20 protein-coding genes are annotated in these 18,581 nt (G+C 45.6%); all 20 read right to left on the minus strand.

The window, feature by feature from the left end; genetic code table 11:
* Positions 1-66: 66 nt before the first annotated feature.
* Positions 67-1,515 carry a proline--tRNA ligase gene (proS, locus tag BK126_RS02375; protein ID WP_076311116.1) on the minus strand — a complete coding sequence of 483 codons (1,449 nt, stop codon included), beginning with the start codon at positions 1,513-1,515 and terminating at the stop codon, positions 67-69.
* A 77-nt stretch (positions 1,516-1,592) separates the two neighbouring features.
* The gene (gene rseP / locus BK126_RS02380) at positions 1,593-2,864 is read right to left on the minus strand and encodes an RIP metalloprotease RseP (RefSeq protein ID WP_076311117.1); all 1,272 of its coding nucleotides are present in this window, start codon (positions 2,862-2,864) and stop codon (positions 1,593-1,595) included.
* A gap of 141 nt (positions 2,865-3,005) precedes the next feature.
* Entirely contained in the window at positions 3,006-4,145 is a 1,140-nt protein-coding gene (locus BK126_RS02385) for a 1-deoxy-D-xylulose-5-phosphate reductoisomerase (protein WP_076311118.1), read from the minus strand.
* Between the two features lie 56 nt (positions 4,146-4,201).
* Positions 4,202-4,996, minus strand: a complete 795-nt coding sequence (locus tag BK126_RS02390) for a phosphatidate cytidylyltransferase (RefSeq protein WP_076311119.1) — start codon at positions 4,994-4,996, stop codon at positions 4,202-4,204.
* A gap of 16 nt (positions 4,997-5,012) precedes the next feature.
* Positions 5,013-5,780 (minus strand): undecaprenyl pyrophosphate synthase, encoded by a 768-nt coding sequence (locus BK126_RS02395; RefSeq protein ID WP_076311120.1) that lies wholly within the window; start codon positions 5,778-5,780, stop codon positions 5,013-5,015.
* A 93-nt stretch (positions 5,781-5,873) separates the two neighbouring features.
* Positions 5,874-6,428, minus strand: coding sequence for a ribosome recycling factor (gene frr / locus BK126_RS02400; RefSeq protein ID WP_076311121.1), 555 nt, complete (start codon positions 6,426-6,428; stop codon positions 5,874-5,876).
* Positions 6,428-7,156, minus strand: coding sequence for a UMP kinase (gene pyrH, locus BK126_RS02405; protein WP_047909690.1), 729 nt, complete (start codon positions 7,154-7,156; stop codon positions 6,428-6,430). The genes frr and pyrH overlap by 1 nt, the downstream gene beginning before the upstream one ends.
* Positions 7,157-7,407: 251 nt before the next feature.
* Complete coding sequence (gene tsf / locus BK126_RS02410) at positions 7,408-8,058, minus strand: translation elongation factor Ts (protein ID WP_076311122.1); 651 nt, start codon at positions 8,056-8,058, stop codon at positions 7,408-7,410.
* A gap of 122 nt (positions 8,059-8,180) precedes the next feature.
* Entirely contained in the window at positions 8,181-8,879 is a 699-nt protein-coding gene (gene rpsB / locus BK126_RS02415) for a 30S ribosomal protein S2 (RefSeq protein ID WP_047909692.1), read from the minus strand.
* A 209-nt stretch (positions 8,880-9,088) separates the two neighbouring features.
* On the minus strand, positions 9,089-9,685 hold the full coding sequence (locus BK126_RS02420) for a hypothetical protein (protein WP_076311123.1): 597 nt from the start codon (positions 9,683-9,685) through the stop codon (positions 9,089-9,091).
* Positions 9,682-10,215: a hypothetical protein gene (locus tag BK126_RS02425; RefSeq protein WP_076311124.1), complete on the minus strand. Its 534-nt coding sequence runs from the start codon at positions 10,213-10,215 to the stop codon at positions 9,682-9,684. Before BK126_RS02425 ends, BK126_RS02420 begins: the two co-directional genes overlap by 4 nt.
* Before the next feature lie 90 nt (positions 10,216-10,305).
* Positions 10,306-10,620, minus strand: a complete 315-nt coding sequence (locus BK126_RS02430; RefSeq protein WP_076311125.1) for a hypothetical protein — start codon at positions 10,618-10,620, stop codon at positions 10,306-10,308.
* A 36-nt stretch (positions 10,621-10,656) separates the two neighbouring features.
* Positions 10,657-12,069 carry a flagellar assembly protein A gene (locus BK126_RS02435; RefSeq protein ID WP_143757653.1) on the minus strand — a complete coding sequence of 471 codons (1,413 nt, stop codon included), beginning with the start codon at positions 12,067-12,069 and terminating at the stop codon, positions 10,657-10,659.
* Between the two features lie 53 nt (positions 12,070-12,122).
* Complete coding sequence (locus tag BK126_RS02440; protein WP_076311127.1) at positions 12,123-12,911, minus strand: FliA/WhiG family RNA polymerase sigma factor; 789 nt, start codon at positions 12,909-12,911, stop codon at positions 12,123-12,125.
* Positions 12,912-12,926: 15 nt separating this feature from the next.
* On the minus strand, positions 12,927-13,370 hold the full coding sequence (locus BK126_RS02445) for a hypothetical protein (RefSeq protein WP_076311128.1): 444 nt from the start codon (positions 13,368-13,370) through the stop codon (positions 12,927-12,929).
* A complete protein-coding gene (locus BK126_RS02450; RefSeq protein ID WP_076311129.1) occupies positions 13,367-13,867 on the minus strand; it encodes a chemotaxis protein CheD in 501 nt (166 codons plus the stop codon). The genes BK126_RS02445 and BK126_RS02450 overlap by 4 nt, the downstream gene beginning before the upstream one ends.
* Positions 13,867-14,487 (minus strand): chemotaxis protein CheC, encoded by a 621-nt coding sequence (locus BK126_RS02455; RefSeq protein ID WP_076311130.1) that lies wholly within the window; start codon positions 14,485-14,487, stop codon positions 13,867-13,869. The genes BK126_RS02450 and BK126_RS02455 overlap by 1 nt, the downstream gene beginning before the upstream one ends.
* Positions 14,487-14,948: a chemotaxis protein CheW gene (locus BK126_RS02460; RefSeq protein WP_047909700.1), complete on the minus strand. Its 462-nt coding sequence runs from the start codon at positions 14,946-14,948 to the stop codon at positions 14,487-14,489. The genes BK126_RS02455 and BK126_RS02460 overlap by 1 nt, the downstream gene beginning before the upstream one ends.
* A gap of 91 nt (positions 14,949-15,039) precedes the next feature.
* Positions 15,040-17,109, minus strand: a complete 2,070-nt coding sequence (locus tag BK126_RS02465) for a chemotaxis protein CheA (protein WP_076311131.1) — start codon at positions 17,107-17,109, stop codon at positions 15,040-15,042.
* Between the two features lie 23 nt (positions 17,110-17,132).
* Positions 17,133-18,554: a protein-glutamate methylesterase/protein-glutamine glutaminase gene (locus tag BK126_RS02470; RefSeq protein ID WP_076311132.1), complete on the minus strand. Its 1,422-nt coding sequence runs from the start codon at positions 18,552-18,554 to the stop codon at positions 17,133-17,135.
* Positions 18,555-18,581: the final 27 nt, after the last annotated feature.

Genomic DNA, 18,581 nt, shown 5'->3' on the forward strand with positions numbered 1-18,581 from the left:
CTCATTTCGGACAGAAGCTTGTCATTCTCTTACACTTATACGCTCAAAAAATACGCTCAAAAAAAATTAATATGCTCTAGCAAATACTACCGTATGTTCGGCTTTCTGTCCACATACCAGACAGGTATGTTTTTCCTCAGCGGGTTCAAACGGAATATTACGACTCGTCGCCCCTGTCACTTCTTTGACCTTGTCTTCACAAGCGTCGGAACCACACCAGCCGGCAAGTGAGAAGCCGCGTTTTTCTTCCATCAGTTCCTTCATCTCGTCAAGTGTATTAACAGAGTAGAAGTTGTCCTTCATGAAGTTCTGGGCACGCTCGAACATTTCGTTCTGTACTTGATCCAGCATTGCCTTGATCTCTTCAACCAGATCTGCCTGCTGAACCACCTTCTTCTCACCGGAGATTCTGGATACAAGCACACATACTCCATTCTCCATGTCACGAGGACCGATCTCCAGGCGCACAGGTACACCACGCATTTCGTATTCGTTAAATTTCCAGCCAGGACGTACATCACTGCGATCATCCATTTTCACACGAATACCGGCCTTCTTCAGTTCTGCATACAGCTCATCCGCTCGGCCAACAACTTGATCACGAGTCTTCGGAGGTCCAATTGGAATCATGATCACTTGTGTAGGCGCAACCTTAGGAGGCAGTGCCAGTCCACGATCATCACCGTGCACCATAATCATGGCACCGATCAGACGCGTGCTTGTCCCCCATGAAGTGGTATGTGCATACTCCAGCGTATTCTCACGATTCAAGTACTGTATTTCAAAAGCTTTGGCGAAATTTGTACCCATGTAATGGGAGGTTCCTGCTTGAACCGCACGTCCATCCTTCATCATGGCCTCAATGGAGAAGGTGTCCACTGCACCGGCAAATTTCTCGGATTTGGTCTTTTGCCCTTTGATAACCGGAATCGCCAGAACATTCTCAACGACCTCACGGTACACCTCAAGCATTTGCATCGTTTCCTGACGAGCTTCCTCTTCCGTTTCATGAGCAGTATGACCTTCTTGCCACAAGAACTCACTTGTACGCAAGAAAGGCATCGTACGTTTCTCCCAACGAACCACATTCGCCCACTGATTGATCATAACCGGCAGATCACGATAGGACTGAATCCATTTGGAATACATATGTCCGAAGATCGTCTCCGAGGTAGGACGAATAGCAAGTCTCTCTTCAAGCTTCTCTCCACCCGCTTCTGTTACCCATGGCAGTTCAGGATTGAAGCCTTCCACGTGCTCTTTCTCCTTCTGGAAGAAGCTCTCCGGGATAAACATCGGGAAGTATGCGTTACGATGGCCTGTTTCTTTGAAACGGCGGTCCATCTCTTCCTGAATATGCTCCCAGATTTCATAGCCATCCGGTTTGAATACGATACATCCCCGAACTGGAGAATAATCCATCAGATCTGCTTTCTTAATGGTGTCTATATACCAGCGAGAGAAATCCTCTGACTGGGGTGTAATTTCAGTGACAAACTGTTTATCGTTCGACATAAGACTCGTTTCCGTCCTCCCATAGTTCACACACCATCCTTAGACCTTACGGTTCATAAATGATATGCGAGCAACAATTATCCATTAATCAATCTTAAAATATCGTTATAGGTTACAGCGATCATTAACAAGAACAGCATCGCGAACCCAATGAAGTGCACCATACCTTCACGATTAGGATCAATCGGTTTGCCGCGAAGCCCTTCAATCCCCAAGAAGATAAGTCGGCTTCCATCCAGTGCTGGAATCGGCAACAGATTAAATATCCCTAAATATAGGCTAAGGATTGCAGTCCATTGTGTCAACTGTAAAATACCCTGCTTCGCGATTTGCCCCGTCACTTCAAAGGTACGAACCGGTCCGCCCAGATCATCGATGTTGAACTGAGCAATCAGCATCCGGAAACCTTCAAATATGCTCTCCGTTGTTGTGACCATATTTTTGCCGGATACAGCAAAGGATTGGAAGAATCCGACATCCTCAGTAGGTATTTCAGGTGTAATTCCGACCTTTCCACCTTCCTGGCCTTCCATTGCTCTAGGCGTTAAGCTTAGATCGAATACCTCGTTGCCTCGACGCACAGTCCAATCCATAGGTTTGTCCATCGATTCCGCAATCATCGTCACCATTTTATTGTAATCTCCACCAATGGCTTCACCATTAATGGTTTCAATGATATCACCTTTACGAAGGTCGGCTTCTGCAGCAGGCATCCCCTCAGTAACATTACCAATCTTCACATAAGTTGGATTCTCAACCGGGGTGCCGGCGATCATGGCATGGATCGCAAACAGGACAAAGGCCAGCAAGAAGTTCATAAACGGTCCGGCAAAAATGGCCAGCGCTCTTTGACCGACCGTCTTGCTGTTAAACTGGCGATCCTTAGGAGCAATCTGTGTCTCCTGTCCTCTGGCAATGAGCATAGCCTGTGGATGGACAGGGAATTGCTGCTTCTCTCCATCAACATCCATCTCGATCATAAGTCTGCGCTCCAGATCGATGGACAGGATTTCTCCGCGCACCACGTTTTTGCGGTTATCCAGCTGATCAAGGTATATCGATTTCACCAGTCCGTCCGCTGACTTAATCGCAATCGTCTGACCTGGTTGAACCTCAATAAGCTCGGGATCTTCGCCCGCCATCCGTGCATATCCTCCAAACGGAAGCAAACGCAGGGTGAACACCGTCTCCTGATACTTATAAGAAAACAGCTTTGGACCAAAACCGATGGCAAATTCTCTAACGAGAATTCCCGCACGCTTGGCAAAATAGTAATGGCCCCATTCATGTACCGTCACAATGACGAAAAACATGAGCACTGTTAGTACTACAATTTGCAAGGTTTCCAAGTTACTTCCATCCTCCTTTTACTTAAGAAGAGCTAGTCATGTCCTACTTACATTATCATTATTCAGATAGAGGATACAAGAGAATCAAATCTTTTATGCCGCATCTCCTTATTAAATCAAGTAAGCAGGATGAAACCTTGTTTACATTTGTCCCGCCAGCTTTCTGACATATTGATCCACTCTGTCAATTTCAGCAAGGTCAGGATTTAGCGCATTGCTGTGAGTTTCTATCACTCGCTCAATAATTTCCTCAATCTTAAGGAAGGAAATTTCACCTTTTAGGAACCGCGCGACAGCGACTTCATTGGCCGCATTAAAAGCCGTTGGTGCAGTACCTCCCATTTTGCCGCATTCAAAAGCAAGCCGGAGACAAGGGAAGCGTTCCATATCCATCTCTTTAAAATGCAAAGATCCAATCTCTGCGAGCGACAAAGACTTTGCAGGTGAAGGCAGCCTATTCGGATAAGTTAGTGCATATTGGATCGGCACTCGCATATCAGGATTCCCCATCTGTGCAATCATGCTCGTATCCTGAAACTCGACAAAAGAATGAATAATACTCTCTGGATGCAGCAAGACATTGATCTGCTCGTAAGGAAGACCGAACAGCCATCTAGCTTCGATAACTTCAAGTCCTTTGTTCACCATTGTTGCAGAATCAATCGTAATCTTGGAACCCATCGACCAGTTTGGATGCTTCAGTGCATCCTCCACCGTCACATGCTGCAGCTGATCTCGGGATAAATGTCTGAAAGATCCGCCTGAGGCTGTCAGTGTTATATTTTTCACTTCACGAATTTCTTCGCCGTTCAGACATTGAAATATGGCCGAATGTTCACTGTCGACGGGTATAATTTGCACACCATTATCCTTGGCCAGTGATGTAACCAGATGACCAGCAGTTACAAGAGTCTCCTTATTCGCAAGCCCAATTTGCTTCCGTTCCTTAATCGCAGCAAGAGTAGATTTGAGGCCTACACTACCCATGACCGCTGTAATTACCATCTCTGCGTCGGTTCCAGCAGCCACTTCTATTAATCCTTCCTCACCGAAGTATACTTCGGTGCCCGCAGGAACATTGGATTTGACCCTATCGATATCTTCCTTACGGCCTACAGAGACTTTCTTAGGATGATATACGTTCGCCTGCTCGATCAGCAGTTCCACATTCGATCCGGCTGACAAGCCTTCTACTTGAAATTTATCCGGATGCATTGAAATGACATCCAATGTCTGAGTTCCAATAGAACCTGTGGAACCAAGAACTGATATTTTCTTCATATGGTACACCTCATGTCATTTCTTCGATCGCACAATTGTATCTATACATTCTTCTCCTAGTAAGGTATCAGTGCGAGCATATGTACAAACGGAAATACAAATATCCAGCTGTCACAGCGATCAAGAATACCGCCATGCCCAGGGAGCAGACTGCCCGAATCCTTAATTCCATACACACGCTTGTATGCAGACTGTACCAAATCTCCCATTTGTCCAATAATTGCAGAGGACAGTCCGATCAGCACTGCATTTCCAACACCGACAATTCCATCGGATAACAACGCAAAGCCTATCGAAATGATAACTGCGATGACAATGCCCCCGACAGCTCCTTCGATCGTTTTGTTCGGACTGATCACAGGCCAGAGCTTATGCTTACCGATCGTTTTACCGACAAAATAGGCACCGGCATCACTGCCCCATATACTGACTAGAATCATAAAGGTCCAGAACAAACCATCCTCTAACTGACGAGTTGCTGCAATATAATAAAAACCGATTCCAACATATACGACACCAATAAACATCAGTGCCGCTGTTTGAACGGTCAGTTTGTTCTTGGTTGTTACTGTAGCAGTGAGGAACAGCAGCATTAAGAGCCATATGATCTGAATATGTGACAATGATATATCTAAGCCTGTGAGTATTGATGGAAATACGAGTATGAGAACGCCAATATAGCCTATAAATGCAGTTCCTCCAAAAGGTGAGACCCCGGTCATCCGAATAAATTCATATAAACCGATCAGAGACATCAAGAGGATTAAAAGGTTATACCAAGTTCCTCCCAATATGGCAAATCCCAGAAAAAAAACTCCGGCAACAATTCCCGTTATGACTCGCTGTTTCAACTTGGTCCATCCTCCATTACTTCAAACCGCCATATCTTCTCGTTCTTTGCTGATATTCAGCTACAGCCTCATACAAATGCTGTTTCTCGAATTCAGGCCAATAAATGTCAGTAAACCACAGCTCGCTATAAGCAAGCTGCCACAACATGAAATTACTTAAACGAAGCTCACCGCTCGTGCGTATAAGCAGATCAGGATCAGGCAAGTTGCTTGTTAACAAATGTTCCCCGATCAGCTCAGACGTAATCTCACTTGCTTGAAGTTCCCCGGCTTCAATTCTAAGGCCTAGTGATCTTACTGCCTCCGTAATCTCCTTACGACTTCCATAATTCAGAGCAAAATTCAGTACCAGCCCGGTATTGTGTTTTGTCTTTTCAATCGCCTCTTTGACCGCCTTAATGGTATGCTCCGGAAGCTGCTCTTCATGCCCCATCATTTGGACGCGCACATTTTTTTCAATGAGCTCATCCAGTTCCTGTGATAAGAAATCAACGGGCAGTCTCATCAAAAAATCAACTTCGTCTCTTGGCCTGGTCCAATTTTCGGTGGAAAAGGCATACATGGTCAAATATTCCACACCTAAATCATTTGCAGCTATCGTAGCACGTTTAACAGCCTTCATGCCACTCTGATGACCCATAATACGGGGCAAGCCCTGCCGTTTAGCCCATCTTCCGTTACCATCCATAATAATCGCAACATGCTTCGGGATGTTATCCTTGGACAGCTGTGGCAGTTCTTTCTTGTCATCACCGTTTAACCATGACCGAAAGCGTTTCATCATTCGACTTCCTCCAAAATTCCCATGAAGTTTCTTTTCACTCTTGTGAAAAGAGCAAACCCCACCGAAGGCGGAGGGGCCGTATGCTATGCTTAATTAAACTTCCATAATTTCTTTTTCTTTTGCAGCAAGAACTTTATCTACTTCAGCAACAAACTTGTCTGTTGCTTTTTGAATATCGTCTTGATGTCTGCGGGACTCGTCTTCCGAAATATCGGATTTTTCGAGCTTCTTAATATCATCGTTCGCATCACGGCGAATATTACGGATCGCAACCTTTGCATCTTCACCGAATTTCTTCGTGAATTTAACCAGCTCCGTTCTGCGCTCCTCTGTAAGCGGAGGAATCGATAAACGAATCATTGCTCCATCATTCGCTGGAGTCAGTCCCAGATCAGATTTCATAATCGCACGCTCGATATCAGCGAGAGAGGATTTGTCCCAAGGCTGAATCATCAGCGTACGGGAATCCGGTGTGTTAATATTTGCAAGCTGGTTCAGAGGCGTCATTGCACCATAATATTCAACTTGAATACGATCAAGCAGTGCAGGCGTTGCACGACCTGCGCGAAGTGTTGATAGATCCCGTTTCAGTGCTTGAATCGCTTTGTCCATGCGCTCTTCAGCATTCTTCTTAATTGATTGTGGCATTAGTCTACACTCCCTTTAACGATGGTTCCAATTTTTTCGCCAAGCAGAACACGTTTGATATTACCTTGTTCCGTAATAGCGAATACAATGAGTGGAATGTTGTTATCCATACAGAGTGAGGAAGCAGTGGAGTCCATAACTCCCAGGTTCTTGTTCAATACATCAAGATATGTTAATTGCTCATATTTCACAGCTGTGCTGTCTTTAAATGGATCTGCAGAATAAACTCCATCCACTTTATTTTTTGCCATCAGGATCACTTCAGCTTCAATCTCTGCTGCACGAAGTGCTGCTGTCGTATCTGTGGAGAAGAATGGGTTACCTGTTCCTGCTGCAAAAATAACGACGCGTCCTTTTTCGAGATGACGAATCGCTCTGCGGCGAATATAAGGCTCTGCAATTTGCTGCATTGCGATTGAAGTTTGAACACGAGTCGGCACTTCAATCTGCTCAAGCGCATCCTGCAGCGCCAAGGAGTTCATCACCGTAGCGAGCATACCCATGTAATCTGCAGTAGCCCGGTCAATACCGTTCTCACTACCTGCGATGCCGCGCCAGATGTTGCCTCCACCGCATACAATGGCAACTTCTACACCCAATTCCACAACTTCTTTGACCTGCTTAGCAATAGATGAGATCGTTTCCGCATCGATGCCGTATCCATTTTGTCCTGCCAGCGATTCACCGCTGACCTTAAGTACTACCCTTTTAAATACAGGCTGTTTCAAATGTTCACCCTCCACTTCAAAATGACGCTTCCCCACGTCAAATAAGCACTTGTAAACCTCATATTAGTTAAAAAGAAAGGAACACGGATTGTGTTCCACTCTTCGTTAAAGAAAACTTTCTGAGCCGAATCTCGGACTATCCAGTTCTTCTTCCAATATAAAGGTGTCTTGTAAAATCTCTTGAAGCTAATCTAATTATATCTTCAGAAGACATGGGCAAGTCCGATTTCTGTTCATACATGTTTCAATAATTAGTTTTTCACTTGTGCCATAACTTCTTCTACGAAGTTATCTTGTTTTTTCTCAAGACCTTCACCCAGTTCGTAACGAACAAAGCGACGGATGGAAATATTTTCACCGATTGTGCTGATTTTTTCGTTCAGCAATTGTTGAACCGTAACATCAGGGTTCTTAACGAAGGATTGCTCAAGCAGGCAGAACTCTTCGTAGTATTTACCGATGCGGCCTTCAACCATTTTTTCAACGATTTTTTCTGGTTTTCCTTCGTTCAGAGCTTGAGCTTTCAAAATTTCTTTTTCTTTCTCAATCTCTTCCTGAGGAACTTCTTCACGAGTTACATAGCGCGGGCTGGAAGCAGCGATGTGCATAGCGATGTCGCGTGCAAACTCTTTGAATTGGTCAGTCATAGCTACGAAGTCTGTTTCGCAGTTAACTTCAACCAATACGCCGATGCGTCCGCCAGCGTGGATGTAAGATTGAACCACACCTTCAGTTGCTACACGGCCAGCTTTGTTTGCTGCTGCAGCCAGGCCTTTTTCACGAAGAATTTCAGTTGCTTTTGTTACATCATTGTTCGCTTCTTCCAGTGCTTTTTTGCAATCCAGCATACCAGCGCCAGTTTTTTCGCGAAGCTCTTTAACCAATTTCGCATCTACTGCCATTTGTTTTCCCTCCAGAGGATATTTTTGCGTATGACCCTAAAAAAAGGGCAGTGAAAGGTTATCCACCTACCAACCACCCTTTTCATTTAATTCATATACATGAGACCCTTACAAAGTCATTCTTAAGCGGATGTTTCTTCGCCTTGATGAGCTTCGATAACAGCATCAGCCATTTTACCAGTAAGCAATTTAACCGCGCGAATCGCGTCATCGTTACCAGGAATGACATAATCGATTTCGTCCGGATCGCAGTTTGTATCAACGATACCTACGATTGGGATACCCAATTTGCGAGCTTCCGCAACTGCGATACGCTCTTTACGTGGGTCGATTACGAACAGGGCGCTTGGAAGACCCTTCATGTTCTTGATACCGCCGAGGAATTTCTCGAGACGGTCTTTCTCTTTGCGGAGAATGATAACTTCTTTCTTAGGCAGCACTTGGAAAGTGCCGTCCTCTTCCCAAGCTTCCAACTGTTTCAAACGATCGATACGTTTTTGAATAGTTTGGAAGTTAGTCAGAGTACCACCGAGCCAACGTTGGTTAATAAAGAACTGACCAGCGCGCTCTGCTTCTTCTTTTACGGAATCTTGAGCTTGTTTCTTAGTACCTACGAACAGAATAGTTCCATTCTCTCCTGCGATACTCTTAACAAAGTTGTAAGCTTCCTCAACCTTTTTCACTGTCTTTTGCAAGTCAATGATGTAAATACCGTTTCTTTCAGTGAAGATATAACGATCCATCTTTGGATTCCAACGGCGAGTTTGGTGACCGAAGTGAACCCCAGCTTCGAGAAGCTGTTTCATGGAGATAACTGCCATCTCCACACACCTCCTAATTATTGGTTTTTGTGTCCTCCGCCGGCATCATTTCCCGTCAAGACTTACCATAAGGCAAGCACCCTCGACAGAATTAGCACAGCGTGTGTTTTAACACCGTCAATTAATATATCACAACTGCATCCCCGATGCAACAAAGTTAGCATGAATCTCTTTTGATTTCACAATACCTTCAAAAAACTAGTTGCTAATCAGGGACCTGATATGAGCTTTGATATAACCGAATCTATTGATTCTCCCTCTGTGAACTCGTAGCTGCCTACCTGAATCTTATTGTTGATTTTTTGTTTCCGGGCCTCTTCGATGAAAGCATCACGATTATCTAATACACGAAGAGACGACAAATGATCTGCAACATCATTGAGGGTAGCTCCGTTTATTACTCGATAAGAAATTGTACCTGGTGCTGGCTCGTCTGCCGGCTTGGGAGCCTGTGAATTCTCCGGTGCTGCCGGCTGATCCGGCTGTTCAGGGGTGCTGGCCACCGGTCCATCACTGCTCGGATTTTTGCCAGAGTTATCGCTCGAAGATGTGCTGCTACCCTGCGCCCGCTCCTCTGCCTTTGCCTCGGTCCATTCCTCTTCTGTCATGACCTCGGCAGAAGCATCATATACCTTCAGCTCCAATTCATCAGCTGCCTCTTGAACCTGTTCTCTTGTCAGTGTACTAAGATCTAGCGTCTGATCTCCTCCAGCTTGTCCTTGTCCGATCAAAGCCAGCTGCAGAATCAATGCACCTGCTGCAATTCCGGTTCCAAGTCCGAGAAGAAAGGAACGATTTTTGATCATCGTCTCCCCTCCTTATTCCCAAGCTGTAATATAACCTGGACCTCTCCTTTGGGCATGTTCAGCTTGTTCGAAATATAATCTACAGACTTTCCTTCCCCATCGAGCTTGAACAGCTCTGGAAACCGCGACTGAATTGAATTCGTCTCGGAAGGGACTTCCTTGCTTTCTAGGATCGGATTTGCTTCTACCGCAGCAGCAAGCTCTCTCTCCTGGGTTGATATTGGAACGGCCACTGTTTCCTTGTAAGCTGACTGTACCGCTATTTGGGAGTGTAAGGAGCTGAGCTGCTGGCGTAAATCTTGAATTTCCTGTTCTCTGCGTTTGTCTGTCTCTGACCATTCCTGCTGATAGTGCTTAAGCTTGTGAATAACCTTCTCATTCTCAAGCTCAATTTCCGCCAGGTAACGATCCAGTGTAGACTCTACGTCCTTTACTACCTTCTGTCCTGAGTCCGTCCTTGATTTGGGCATAAACCAAGCGAATACAATGACACATAGGCCAAGTACGACGATAGTACTCCATGGTTGCATGAGTCTGTTCTCCTTTATTTACGTGCACTTGCATTTAGAATTCATTAAGTATTTATTGCAATACAAAACTTCGACTTTTATTCTATGTGATTACAAACTCACATCAAAGTTTTTCCCCTTAAACGGGTGCTCAGCGGGGACAGCAGATATTTCGTCTGCAAGCTCATTACTCTGATTCAACGGTTCTCCCTGTGTATGTGAAGTATTACGCTGATCCCTAATGCTTGCCTGCTCCGATTCGTTTGTCTTTGGACTTTGCTTCGATTTTTTCTTGATCTGCCTGGATTGATTGTCCGCGAGCAGCGACTGCTCTGATGATCTTCTGTGGTCGTATTCACTTTGATAACGTCCCGCCTCACTCGTGCGCGGTATAGCAATTTGAAGTTCAACCGCTTTTAGACTCATCTGATAAAGTCACTCCTTTGGGTGGTGTAATATAATTTACATTCCTTTTAAGGGTACCATGGAAATATCGCCATTATGATAAAAAAACGATATTCTTGTCGCAGAATCTTTAACAAATCTAGTGTATCTGCCGATAACTATTTTAGAGCCGCCGTAGATGGTCTTCATGACATCAACACTCGCATTGGATGTATCCTCGAGCAATTTCTCGATATCAAGGATCCGTTCCTTAATCTCAGCAAGTTCTCGCATACTTGACTGATGAGTGACCTGAAGCTTCATTCTCATGCTCATTTTTTCAGGGGCCAGCTGCCCGGATGCAGCCATTTGATCAAGCAAATGTAATGCTTTTGCTGTCTTGTCGATGCTTTCCGTTTGGGCTTTAAGCTCTGTTCTCAGCTGTGCAAGCTCATTGCGCAGCTCTGGAACGACACCCACTTCAATCGTTGTCACGGTTGACATGGTATTCCCGATCGTCCGTGCTACGACTTTTTCACCAGCCTGAACGACACCGCCGACGATAAGGCCCTTGGTACCTTCACACATGCATTGCTTGCCTGCCCTAATATTAGAATGCATGATGCTCTGAGTAACGAAAACACTTCCTCCAGCCTGTACATTGGCGTCCTGAATGAAGGAGCTCTTTACATCGACACCTGCTTGGATAAGCCCTTTATTATAGCCGATAATTCCGCCGGTAACCTGTATAGAGCCTCCTGCATAGAGTTCTGCTCCTTCGACTCCGCCAACCACACGGATATCTCCTGCAGCTTTGACTTTAAAGCCCGTCAGCACATTTCCTCTTATGACAACCGTACCTACAAAATCAATATTTCCAGTATTATAATCAATGTCTCCGTTCACTTCGTACACAGGGAATACATTGATTCGATCCTTTTCCGTAGGAGTAACAAGCCCATCTAGTGCGGCATACATGGCATCGCCTTCGGCGTTAACGACTACATTTTTGCCCGGCTTAAATCTGGCTTCCTTCCCAGGGCGATAGGGTATCACTTCACCTTTGACACTCTTTCCAGGTATACCTGGCTCGGGCGGCTTCCGTCTAGCAATAACCTGCCCTTTTTTTACATTACTGAGCTGCGTAATTTCTTTGTAATCGACTCTCCCGCCCTCTGTTTCAAGCGGCTTGCGTTCTCCGGCTTCTACCAAATTCGTAATCAATTCAATGGAACCGTCGGTCCCAGGGACCGGGTCATCACCTGAAGCCACCGTCGGCTTCAATCCATAATATGCTGATGGACGTTTCGCGATATCCTGTAGGACCTCCTCGTGAACTCCATAGACGATTCCTTGCTGAGCAAGATATGCTTTTAATTCCCCAGCTGTAATTTCAAATTCTTCTTGTCTAATCATATCAAGTACTGCGCTGCTGTGATCAGCTGAAAACAGCACCTTCATATATTGCGCTGGGTCTAATTTCTGCGTCATCTGCAACCTTCCTTCTTTCTCCATAGACAGCTTATTTTAAAATTACTCTTATTCTAATCCCTGTTCATTAAGAGCTCACGCTGTTTCTCAAGAGTACCTCTCAGCCTCAGAATTGCCTTGGAGTGAAGCTGGGAAATACGTGATGGTGACAATGACATTACTTCTGCAATTTCACTCAATGATAAATCCTCATAATATAATAATGAGACCACAATTCTTTCTTTTTCCGTCAGCTTGTCAATCCCCTGCATCAATGCCTGCTTCAAATGAATATCTTTTACAGTCTGCTCAGGGGCATAGGCTTTCTCATCGATCAATAGAGACATTCGTGTCTCCGCATCCTCTTCGCGCAGTGGATCCTCAAGCGAATAAAGCGACATTACCGCGACTTCCTGCAGCATATTCCTGAAATCTCCAGCAGAAACATCGAGATATTGGCCCATCTCTTCATCAGTAACACTTCTTGAATACCTCTGTTCCAAATGCTGATAGGCCTCTTCAATCTTCTTCGCCTTCTCTCTGACAGATCTCGGCACCCAGTCACCCTGGCGTAAGCCATCGAGAATCGCACCTCTCACTCTCCATGAAGCATAAGTCTCAAATTGAAGTCCGCGCTTATAATCAAATTTGTCCAGAGCATCCATCAGTCCCAGAGCACCATTGCTCTCCAAATCATCCTTTGATACATTCTTGGGCAATCCGACGGCGAGCCGACTTGAGACATACTGAACGATATGAAGATGTTTTTCAATCAGCTGATTCCTTGCATCCAGGTCCCCTTGTTCCTTCCATTTTTCCCACAGGTCCATATCTGCCAAATGGGACGAATTTCGGCCTGTCATATCGCTTCACCCCCTTTAATTGTCTGACAAGTGTCGAACGGCTTTTGCCAATTCTTCAGCATCCTTTGTTCGAACAAGCTTCGGAGGATTTAGAGGTTCAAATCCAGTTTCAGCTGCTGATTTTTTCGGTTCACTCTTACTTTCTTCCTGCGGTGAATACTTTAATAGATTCCTTAGCTCCTCATCATCATCTGGAGCGGTTATATCGAGCTGTGTTCCCTTATGCTCCGTACCATCATTCTGCTGGCTATGATCTTCAGCACTTTGCGTCGGTGCCAGGACGTATCCCAGCACCCATCTGCAAATAAAAGCAATGACAAACCAGATCACAAAGGCTGTGCCCGCACGGTACAAACTAGTAGATAACAAGTTACTGCTGTATGAAACAAAAAAAGTATAGACTAAACCGATAAGACCAAACACAAAATTTATGCGAATCGTACCAAACAACGTAGTCATAACTCTTTCACACCCATCTGTACGCTTCGAATCGTCAGCACCCCTGTATCCCGATCCAGATCAATGGTTCTGCCATGATGTCCACCACAATCTTCTGCGATCAGCGGAATTTCTGCTAAATTCAAAGCTTCTTTGCACGCTTCCGTATTTCGAGGGCCAATACGTAACGTATCCCCAGATCCGGCAAATTGAAACATCTGAGATCCACCTGCCATTTTCGCAACAATATGCGGCTGGGATGCTCCCTGCGCCTTCATTCTATCTAACAGTAGTACGATTGCGGTATCCGCGTATTTTGCCCGATTTAAATCCACACTCTCTCTAGCAATAGAGGAAGATGGGAGCATTACATGCGCCATACCGCAAATCCTGCTTACAGGATCGTACAATGTGACACCCACACAGGATCCAAGCCCGGTCGTTCTAATGACTCCTGGCTCAGCCAGAATATTTAAATCCGCCATCCCTACCTTAATCAGCTTCTTCTGCTCTATCATCAGCCATGTACTCCAAGTGCTTCAAATATAGCGTCAAAGGATTCGGGATCGGGTATTAGGAAAAATTGTCCTTGCACCCGATTTGATCCCTCCAGGAAATTCGTATCGATCAGCAGGGCTTCATTTCCCATATGACTCATATGAAGCAGCCCGTAGCTGAGAATCGCTCCAGCCATATCAACGGCAAAGCCGGGCACGGTAGGCAGCATGGCTAACTGAGTAAAATCTGCCAGTGAAGACAGGTAGGATCCGGCCAGTATATTCCCGACCTCAGACAAGATGGATCGTTCCATGTCGGAGAATTCAAGCACCTCATTGGTCACTGCTCCACTGAAGTGATGCAGCAGCTGTTTGGCTGCCTCCGGCGTCATCATAAAAAACAAATTCCCCGGCGCATCACCTTCTACTCTAAAGTAGACGGCAGTTACAATACTCTCGTCACCACCAACGCTCTCTGCAATCAATTCAAAGGGGACACGCTGAACCGTGGGGACCCCCATATCAATCGGCCTGTTCAGCAGTGTCGATAACGCAGTAGCCGCATGGCCGGCTCCTATATTGCCAATTTCCTTCAGAACATCCATTTCAATATCATGAAATTGATCAAAAGAGCGTGTCATTATCCTTCCATACCTTCGAGCATAACAATTTCGCTCTTATTCAACACTTCCACCAGATTTAGCATAATAAGCAAGCGATCTTCACCCAGCTTGGCAACGCCTCTCAAGTACTTGGCTTTTACGCCGCCAATAACCTCTGGCGGATTCTCGATATCTCCTGAATGAATGTCTAGTACATCGTTTGCCGAATCGACAATAAAGCCAACCTGCATCTCTTGCACAGTCACCATAATGATTCGGGTATGATCGGTATACTCCGTCTCTGGAAGAGAAAAGCGTCCTCGCAAATCTATGATGGGAATAACAACACCGCGAAGATTGACTACACCTTTTACAAATGAATAGGTTTTGGGAACTCTCGTAATCGGCATCATTCTCTCAATGGTTTGAACCTGATCCACCTCAATGCCATACTCTTCTTCACCCAGTTTGAATACAATTACTTTAATATCTTCTGCCATGACCTAATACCTCCTTAAGTAATGAACAACCTTCTATGCGGGAATTCAGCACCGCTGAATCTATCAACTATGAATCAATGAAATACCTGCTCTATTTAATGAAGCCATTCGGATCAATAATGAGGGCTACCTGACCGTCACCAAGAATTGTGGCTCCTGAGATGCCTTGTATGGAAGGCAGGTATTTACCTAAACTCTTAATTACAATTTCGTTCTGTCCGATAAAATCATCTACCGCAAGCGCTGCAAGCTGTTCCCCCTTGCGGATGACTACAATTTCAACTTCTTCCTCTTCTTCATCGGTATATCCGCTGACACTGAACACTTTCGACAGCGATACGTAAGGAATCATAGAGTCTCTAAAGCTGATCATTCTTGAACCATGTACATGGCGGATTTTTTCTTTTTTGATAATGGCGGTCTCCACGATGGAGGACAACGGAATAGCATACTTTTCTTCACCAAGTCTAATCAGCATCGCTGCGATAATGGATAGCGTTAGCGGAAGCTGAACCGAGAAATTCGTGCCTTGTCCCGGCGTAGAATGGATCGATACATTTCCACCGAGCGAAGTGATCTTTGCCTTAACGACATCCAATCCTACGCCCCTTCCGGAAATATCCGATATTGTCTCAGCTGTACTAAATCCAGGAGCAAACAATAGCTGGTACACTTGCTCGTCTGTCATCAGTTCTCCCTCAGCTTCAGTAACAACTCCACGGGAAATGGCCGTCTTCAGCAGCTTGTCGCGGTATATACCGGCTCCATCATCTTCGATTTCAATGAATACATGATTACCGCTGTGGAAGGCTCTTAAATGAATCGTTCCCGTTTCAGGCTTGCCTGCCTCGATCCGCTTGGATATCGACTCAACCCCATGATCCACGGCGTTTCGAAGCAAGTGGACCAGCGGGTCGCCAATTTCGTCAATTACCGTACGGTCAAGCTCCGTTTCAGCACCAGTGACGATCAAATCCACTTTTTTATCCAGCGATTTGGCCAGATCCCTTACCATTCTTGGAAAACGGTTGAATACAGTATCGACCGGGACCATTCTGAGCTTCAGAACAATATTTTGCAGATCTGAGCTCACTCTGCTCATATGAGATACGGTTTCTATTAGATCGGAATGATCCAGATCACTTGCCAGCTGTTCCAGTCTGGATCTGTCAATCAGCAGCTCACTGAACAAATTCATCAGCACGTCAAGCCGTTCAATATCCACTCTGATCGTTCGGTTCCCAACGGCAGCGCCGGCGGGCTTCGTATTGCTCTTCTCTGCTGCGGGCTTGGCCGGTTTAGCAGTTCCTTTATCCTTGTTACTAACTTCTGCTTTCTTCTCTTCGATCAGAGGGGTCTCTACAGAAGCTGCTGCTTCCTTGCTCGCGATCTGTCCCAGCATTTCTATTGTTAATGGTACGACTTCTGCCTTCTCAATCTCGGAAATATTCATAATCGCCTGCTGCAGCTCTTCCGGTTGCATTTGAGTTATGTAGTATAGTGAAAAATCGTAATCGAATTGGTCCTGCTCAATTTCTTGTACTGAAGGCTCTGTCTTAATAACCTCTCCGGAGCGCTCCAGCAAATCAAATACCATGTAAGCTCTAACGGATTTAAGCTGGCTTGACTTGCTGATGGTAACATGTACAAACACTGCACCCTGTCCATCTGCAATGGACTGCGTCAAGACAGACGCTTGAAATTCATCAAGTGATAATGCTGTTCCACTCGAAGCTGCATCTGAACTGCTGATCTGTGATGCAGCATCAGACATACTTGCTTCTCCGCTTTCAATCGCTTGCAGCTTATCAACAATCGCAGACACGTCAGCCTTGCCCTCACCGCCTGCCATAATATCCTGTACCATAGACTCGAGTGCATCCAAGCTCTGGAACAGAACGTCAAATATAGGCTCCTGCATCGTCAGCTTCTCGTTGCGGACCAGATCCAGCACATTTTCCATCTTATGAGTTAATGAGGCGAGATCTTCGAATCCCATTGTCGCAGCCATTCCCTTAAGTGTGTGGGCTGATCGAAAGATCACCTGAACTATGCTGATGTCCTCCGGATTATTTTCCAATTCGAGCATCTTTTCGTTCAATGATTGGAGATGATCATTCGACTCATCAATGAACATGGATAAATATTGATTCATATCCACTTTGTATTACCTCCTTTTATAAATTAACCGTTTCTAGTCACCGCTTTAACCAGTCTATCGGCCAGCTCCTCAAGCGGGAGCAGCTGATTTACACACCCGAGCTCTGCTGCAGCACGCGGCATCCCGTATACAACGCAGGTCTCCTCATTCTCAGCAAAAGTAGAAGTAACGCCTGCTTCGTAGAGACGTTTCATCATTCTTGCTCCATCGCTGCCCATCCCCGTCAAGATGGCTATATGTCTTTCGAGAGCAACATAGGGGAGTAAAGATTCGAATAACGTATCGACTGAAGGCCTGTGTCCATTCACGGGGTCCTCGCTGCCGAGCACAATCTCATATTCCGCATGACGATTCTCCCTAACTCTCATATGATAGCCTCCTGGAGCGATGTAAGCAGTTCCCGCCTTTAAAAGCATTCCATGAGCCGCTTCAACCACATGAATCTCACTGAAGGAATCAAGCCGGGCTGCCAGGGATCTGGTGAAATCCGGCGGCATGTGCTGAACGATGACAATCGGAGCCTCAAAATCCCCGGGGAAATGAGACAGCAGCGTTTTAAGTGCACGGGGTCCACCCGTCGAGCATCCGATAGCTACCAATTTGCTGAACGTACCAGAAGAAAGCGATACATCTAATCTCTTAGGCTTCTTCGTCTCGGCTGCTTCAAGAGAGGCTACGGCTTCGTGCTCTGCTTGAATTACAAGGGATGACCGTTTGTCAGGTTCCTTCTCCTTCTTGCTTGCTTTTGGTCTTGCTTTCTTCTCTGTTTCTTTTTTGGCTGTCTCTAATTCTTGTGCTAGTCTCTGAGTGATGGACTTAATGTCTTCCAGCTTGGTCTTCGCCGATCGGGGAGCGGAAATGTTCTTGCTCACTGATTCTGGAGGCGCAGATTTAGGCTCTTGAGCGATCGTTTTTTCAGGCGTCTTATGGTGGACAGCAGCATCTTTATTCTTTTTCCCAGCAGACGAAGCCGAAACCTCAGAGGGAGAAGCGATCCATGCTGCAACCTCATCCTTCTCCGCAGCTCTTCGAGCTCTTCGCTCCATCATCTGTACGGCTTCCTTCATCTGATTACGAAGCTCAGTCCCCACCTCATAAATGTCCTGACGAAATTGAACGGAAGGCTTACGTATAAAATCAAACGCACCGGCTTCCAGCGCCTTGATCGTTTCTTTGAGACCGGTCTCATTAATCCCTGACAGCATGATGATCGGAATTGGCTGCTCGGCCATAATGATCTTCAAGGCATCCAGCCCGTTTAATTCCGGCATTTCAACATCCATCGTAATTAAATCTGGCCGGAGACTTCTGGCTTTCTCAACAGCTTCCACACCTGTCGCAGCGGTGTCCGCTACTCGAAAAGAAGGATCCTGCTGAATTAAATCGGTAATAATCTTTCTCATAAATGCTGAATCATCAACCACAAGTACCTGATAGACTGACATGTAAGACACCTCTAAAGTAAATTCATC

It is taken from the genome of Paenibacillus sp. FSL H7-0326 (genome assembly GCF_001955535.1).
In the GTDB taxonomy this organism is placed as follows: domain Bacteria; phylum Bacillota; class Bacilli; order Paenibacillales; family Paenibacillaceae; genus Paenibacillus; species Paenibacillus shunpengii.

Excerpts from the sequence above, each read along its gene's own strand:
- proS (WP_076311116.1), bottom strand. The coding sequence starts at position 1,515 with ATGTCGAACGATAAACAGTTTGTCACTGAAATTACACCCCAGTCAGAG.
- BK126_RS02385 (WP_076311118.1), bottom strand. The coding sequence starts at position 4,145 with ATGAAGAAAATATCAGTTCTTGGTTCCACAGGTTCTATTGGAACTCAG.
- BK126_RS02395 (WP_076311120.1), bottom strand. The coding sequence starts at position 5,780 with ATGATGAAACGCTTTCGGTCATGGTTAAACGGTGATGACAAGAAAGAA.
- frr (WP_076311121.1), bottom strand. The coding sequence starts at position 6,428 with ATGCCACAATCAATTAAGAAGAATGCTGAAGAGCGCATGGACAAAGCG.
- tsf (WP_076311122.1), bottom strand. The coding sequence starts at position 8,058 with ATGGCAGTAGATGCGAAATTGGTTAAAGAGCTTCGCGAAAAAACTGGC.
- rpsB (WP_047909692.1), bottom strand. The coding sequence starts at position 8,879 with ATGGCAGTTATCTCCATGAAACAGCTTCTCGAAGCTGGGGTTCACTTC.
- BK126_RS02420 (WP_076311123.1), bottom strand. The coding sequence starts at position 9,685 with ATGATCAAAAATCGTTCCTTTCTTCTCGGACTTGGAACCGGAATTGCA.
- BK126_RS02425 (WP_076311124.1), bottom strand. The coding sequence starts at position 10,215 with ATGCAACCATGGAGTACTATCGTCGTACTTGGCCTATGTGTCATTGTA.
- BK126_RS02430 (WP_076311125.1), bottom strand. The coding sequence starts at position 10,620 with ATGAGTCTAAAAGCGGTTGAACTTCAAATTGCTATACCGCGCACGAGT.
- BK126_RS02435 (WP_143757653.1), bottom strand. The coding sequence starts at position 12,069 with ATGACGCAGAAATTAGACCCAGCGCAATATATGAAGGTGCTGTTTTCA.
- BK126_RS02440 (WP_076311127.1), bottom strand. The coding sequence starts at position 12,911 with ATGACAGGCCGAAATTCGTCCCATTTGGCAGATATGGACCTGTGGGAA.
- BK126_RS02445 (WP_076311128.1), bottom strand. The coding sequence starts at position 13,370 with ATGACTACGTTGTTTGGTACGATTCGCATAAATTTTGTGTTTGGTCTT.
- BK126_RS02450 (WP_076311129.1), bottom strand. The coding sequence starts at position 13,867 with ATGATAGAGCAGAAGAAGCTGATTAAGGTAGGGATGGCGGATTTAAAT.
- BK126_RS02455 (WP_076311130.1), bottom strand. The coding sequence starts at position 14,487 with ATGACACGCTCTTTTGATCAATTTCATGATATTGAAATGGATGTTCTG.
- BK126_RS02460 (WP_047909700.1), bottom strand. The coding sequence starts at position 14,948 with ATGGCAGAAGATATTAAAGTAATTGTATTCAAACTGGGTGAAGAAGAG.
- BK126_RS02470 (WP_076311132.1), bottom strand. The coding sequence starts at position 18,554 with ATGTCAGTCTATCAGGTACTTGTGGTTGATGATTCAGCATTTATGAGA.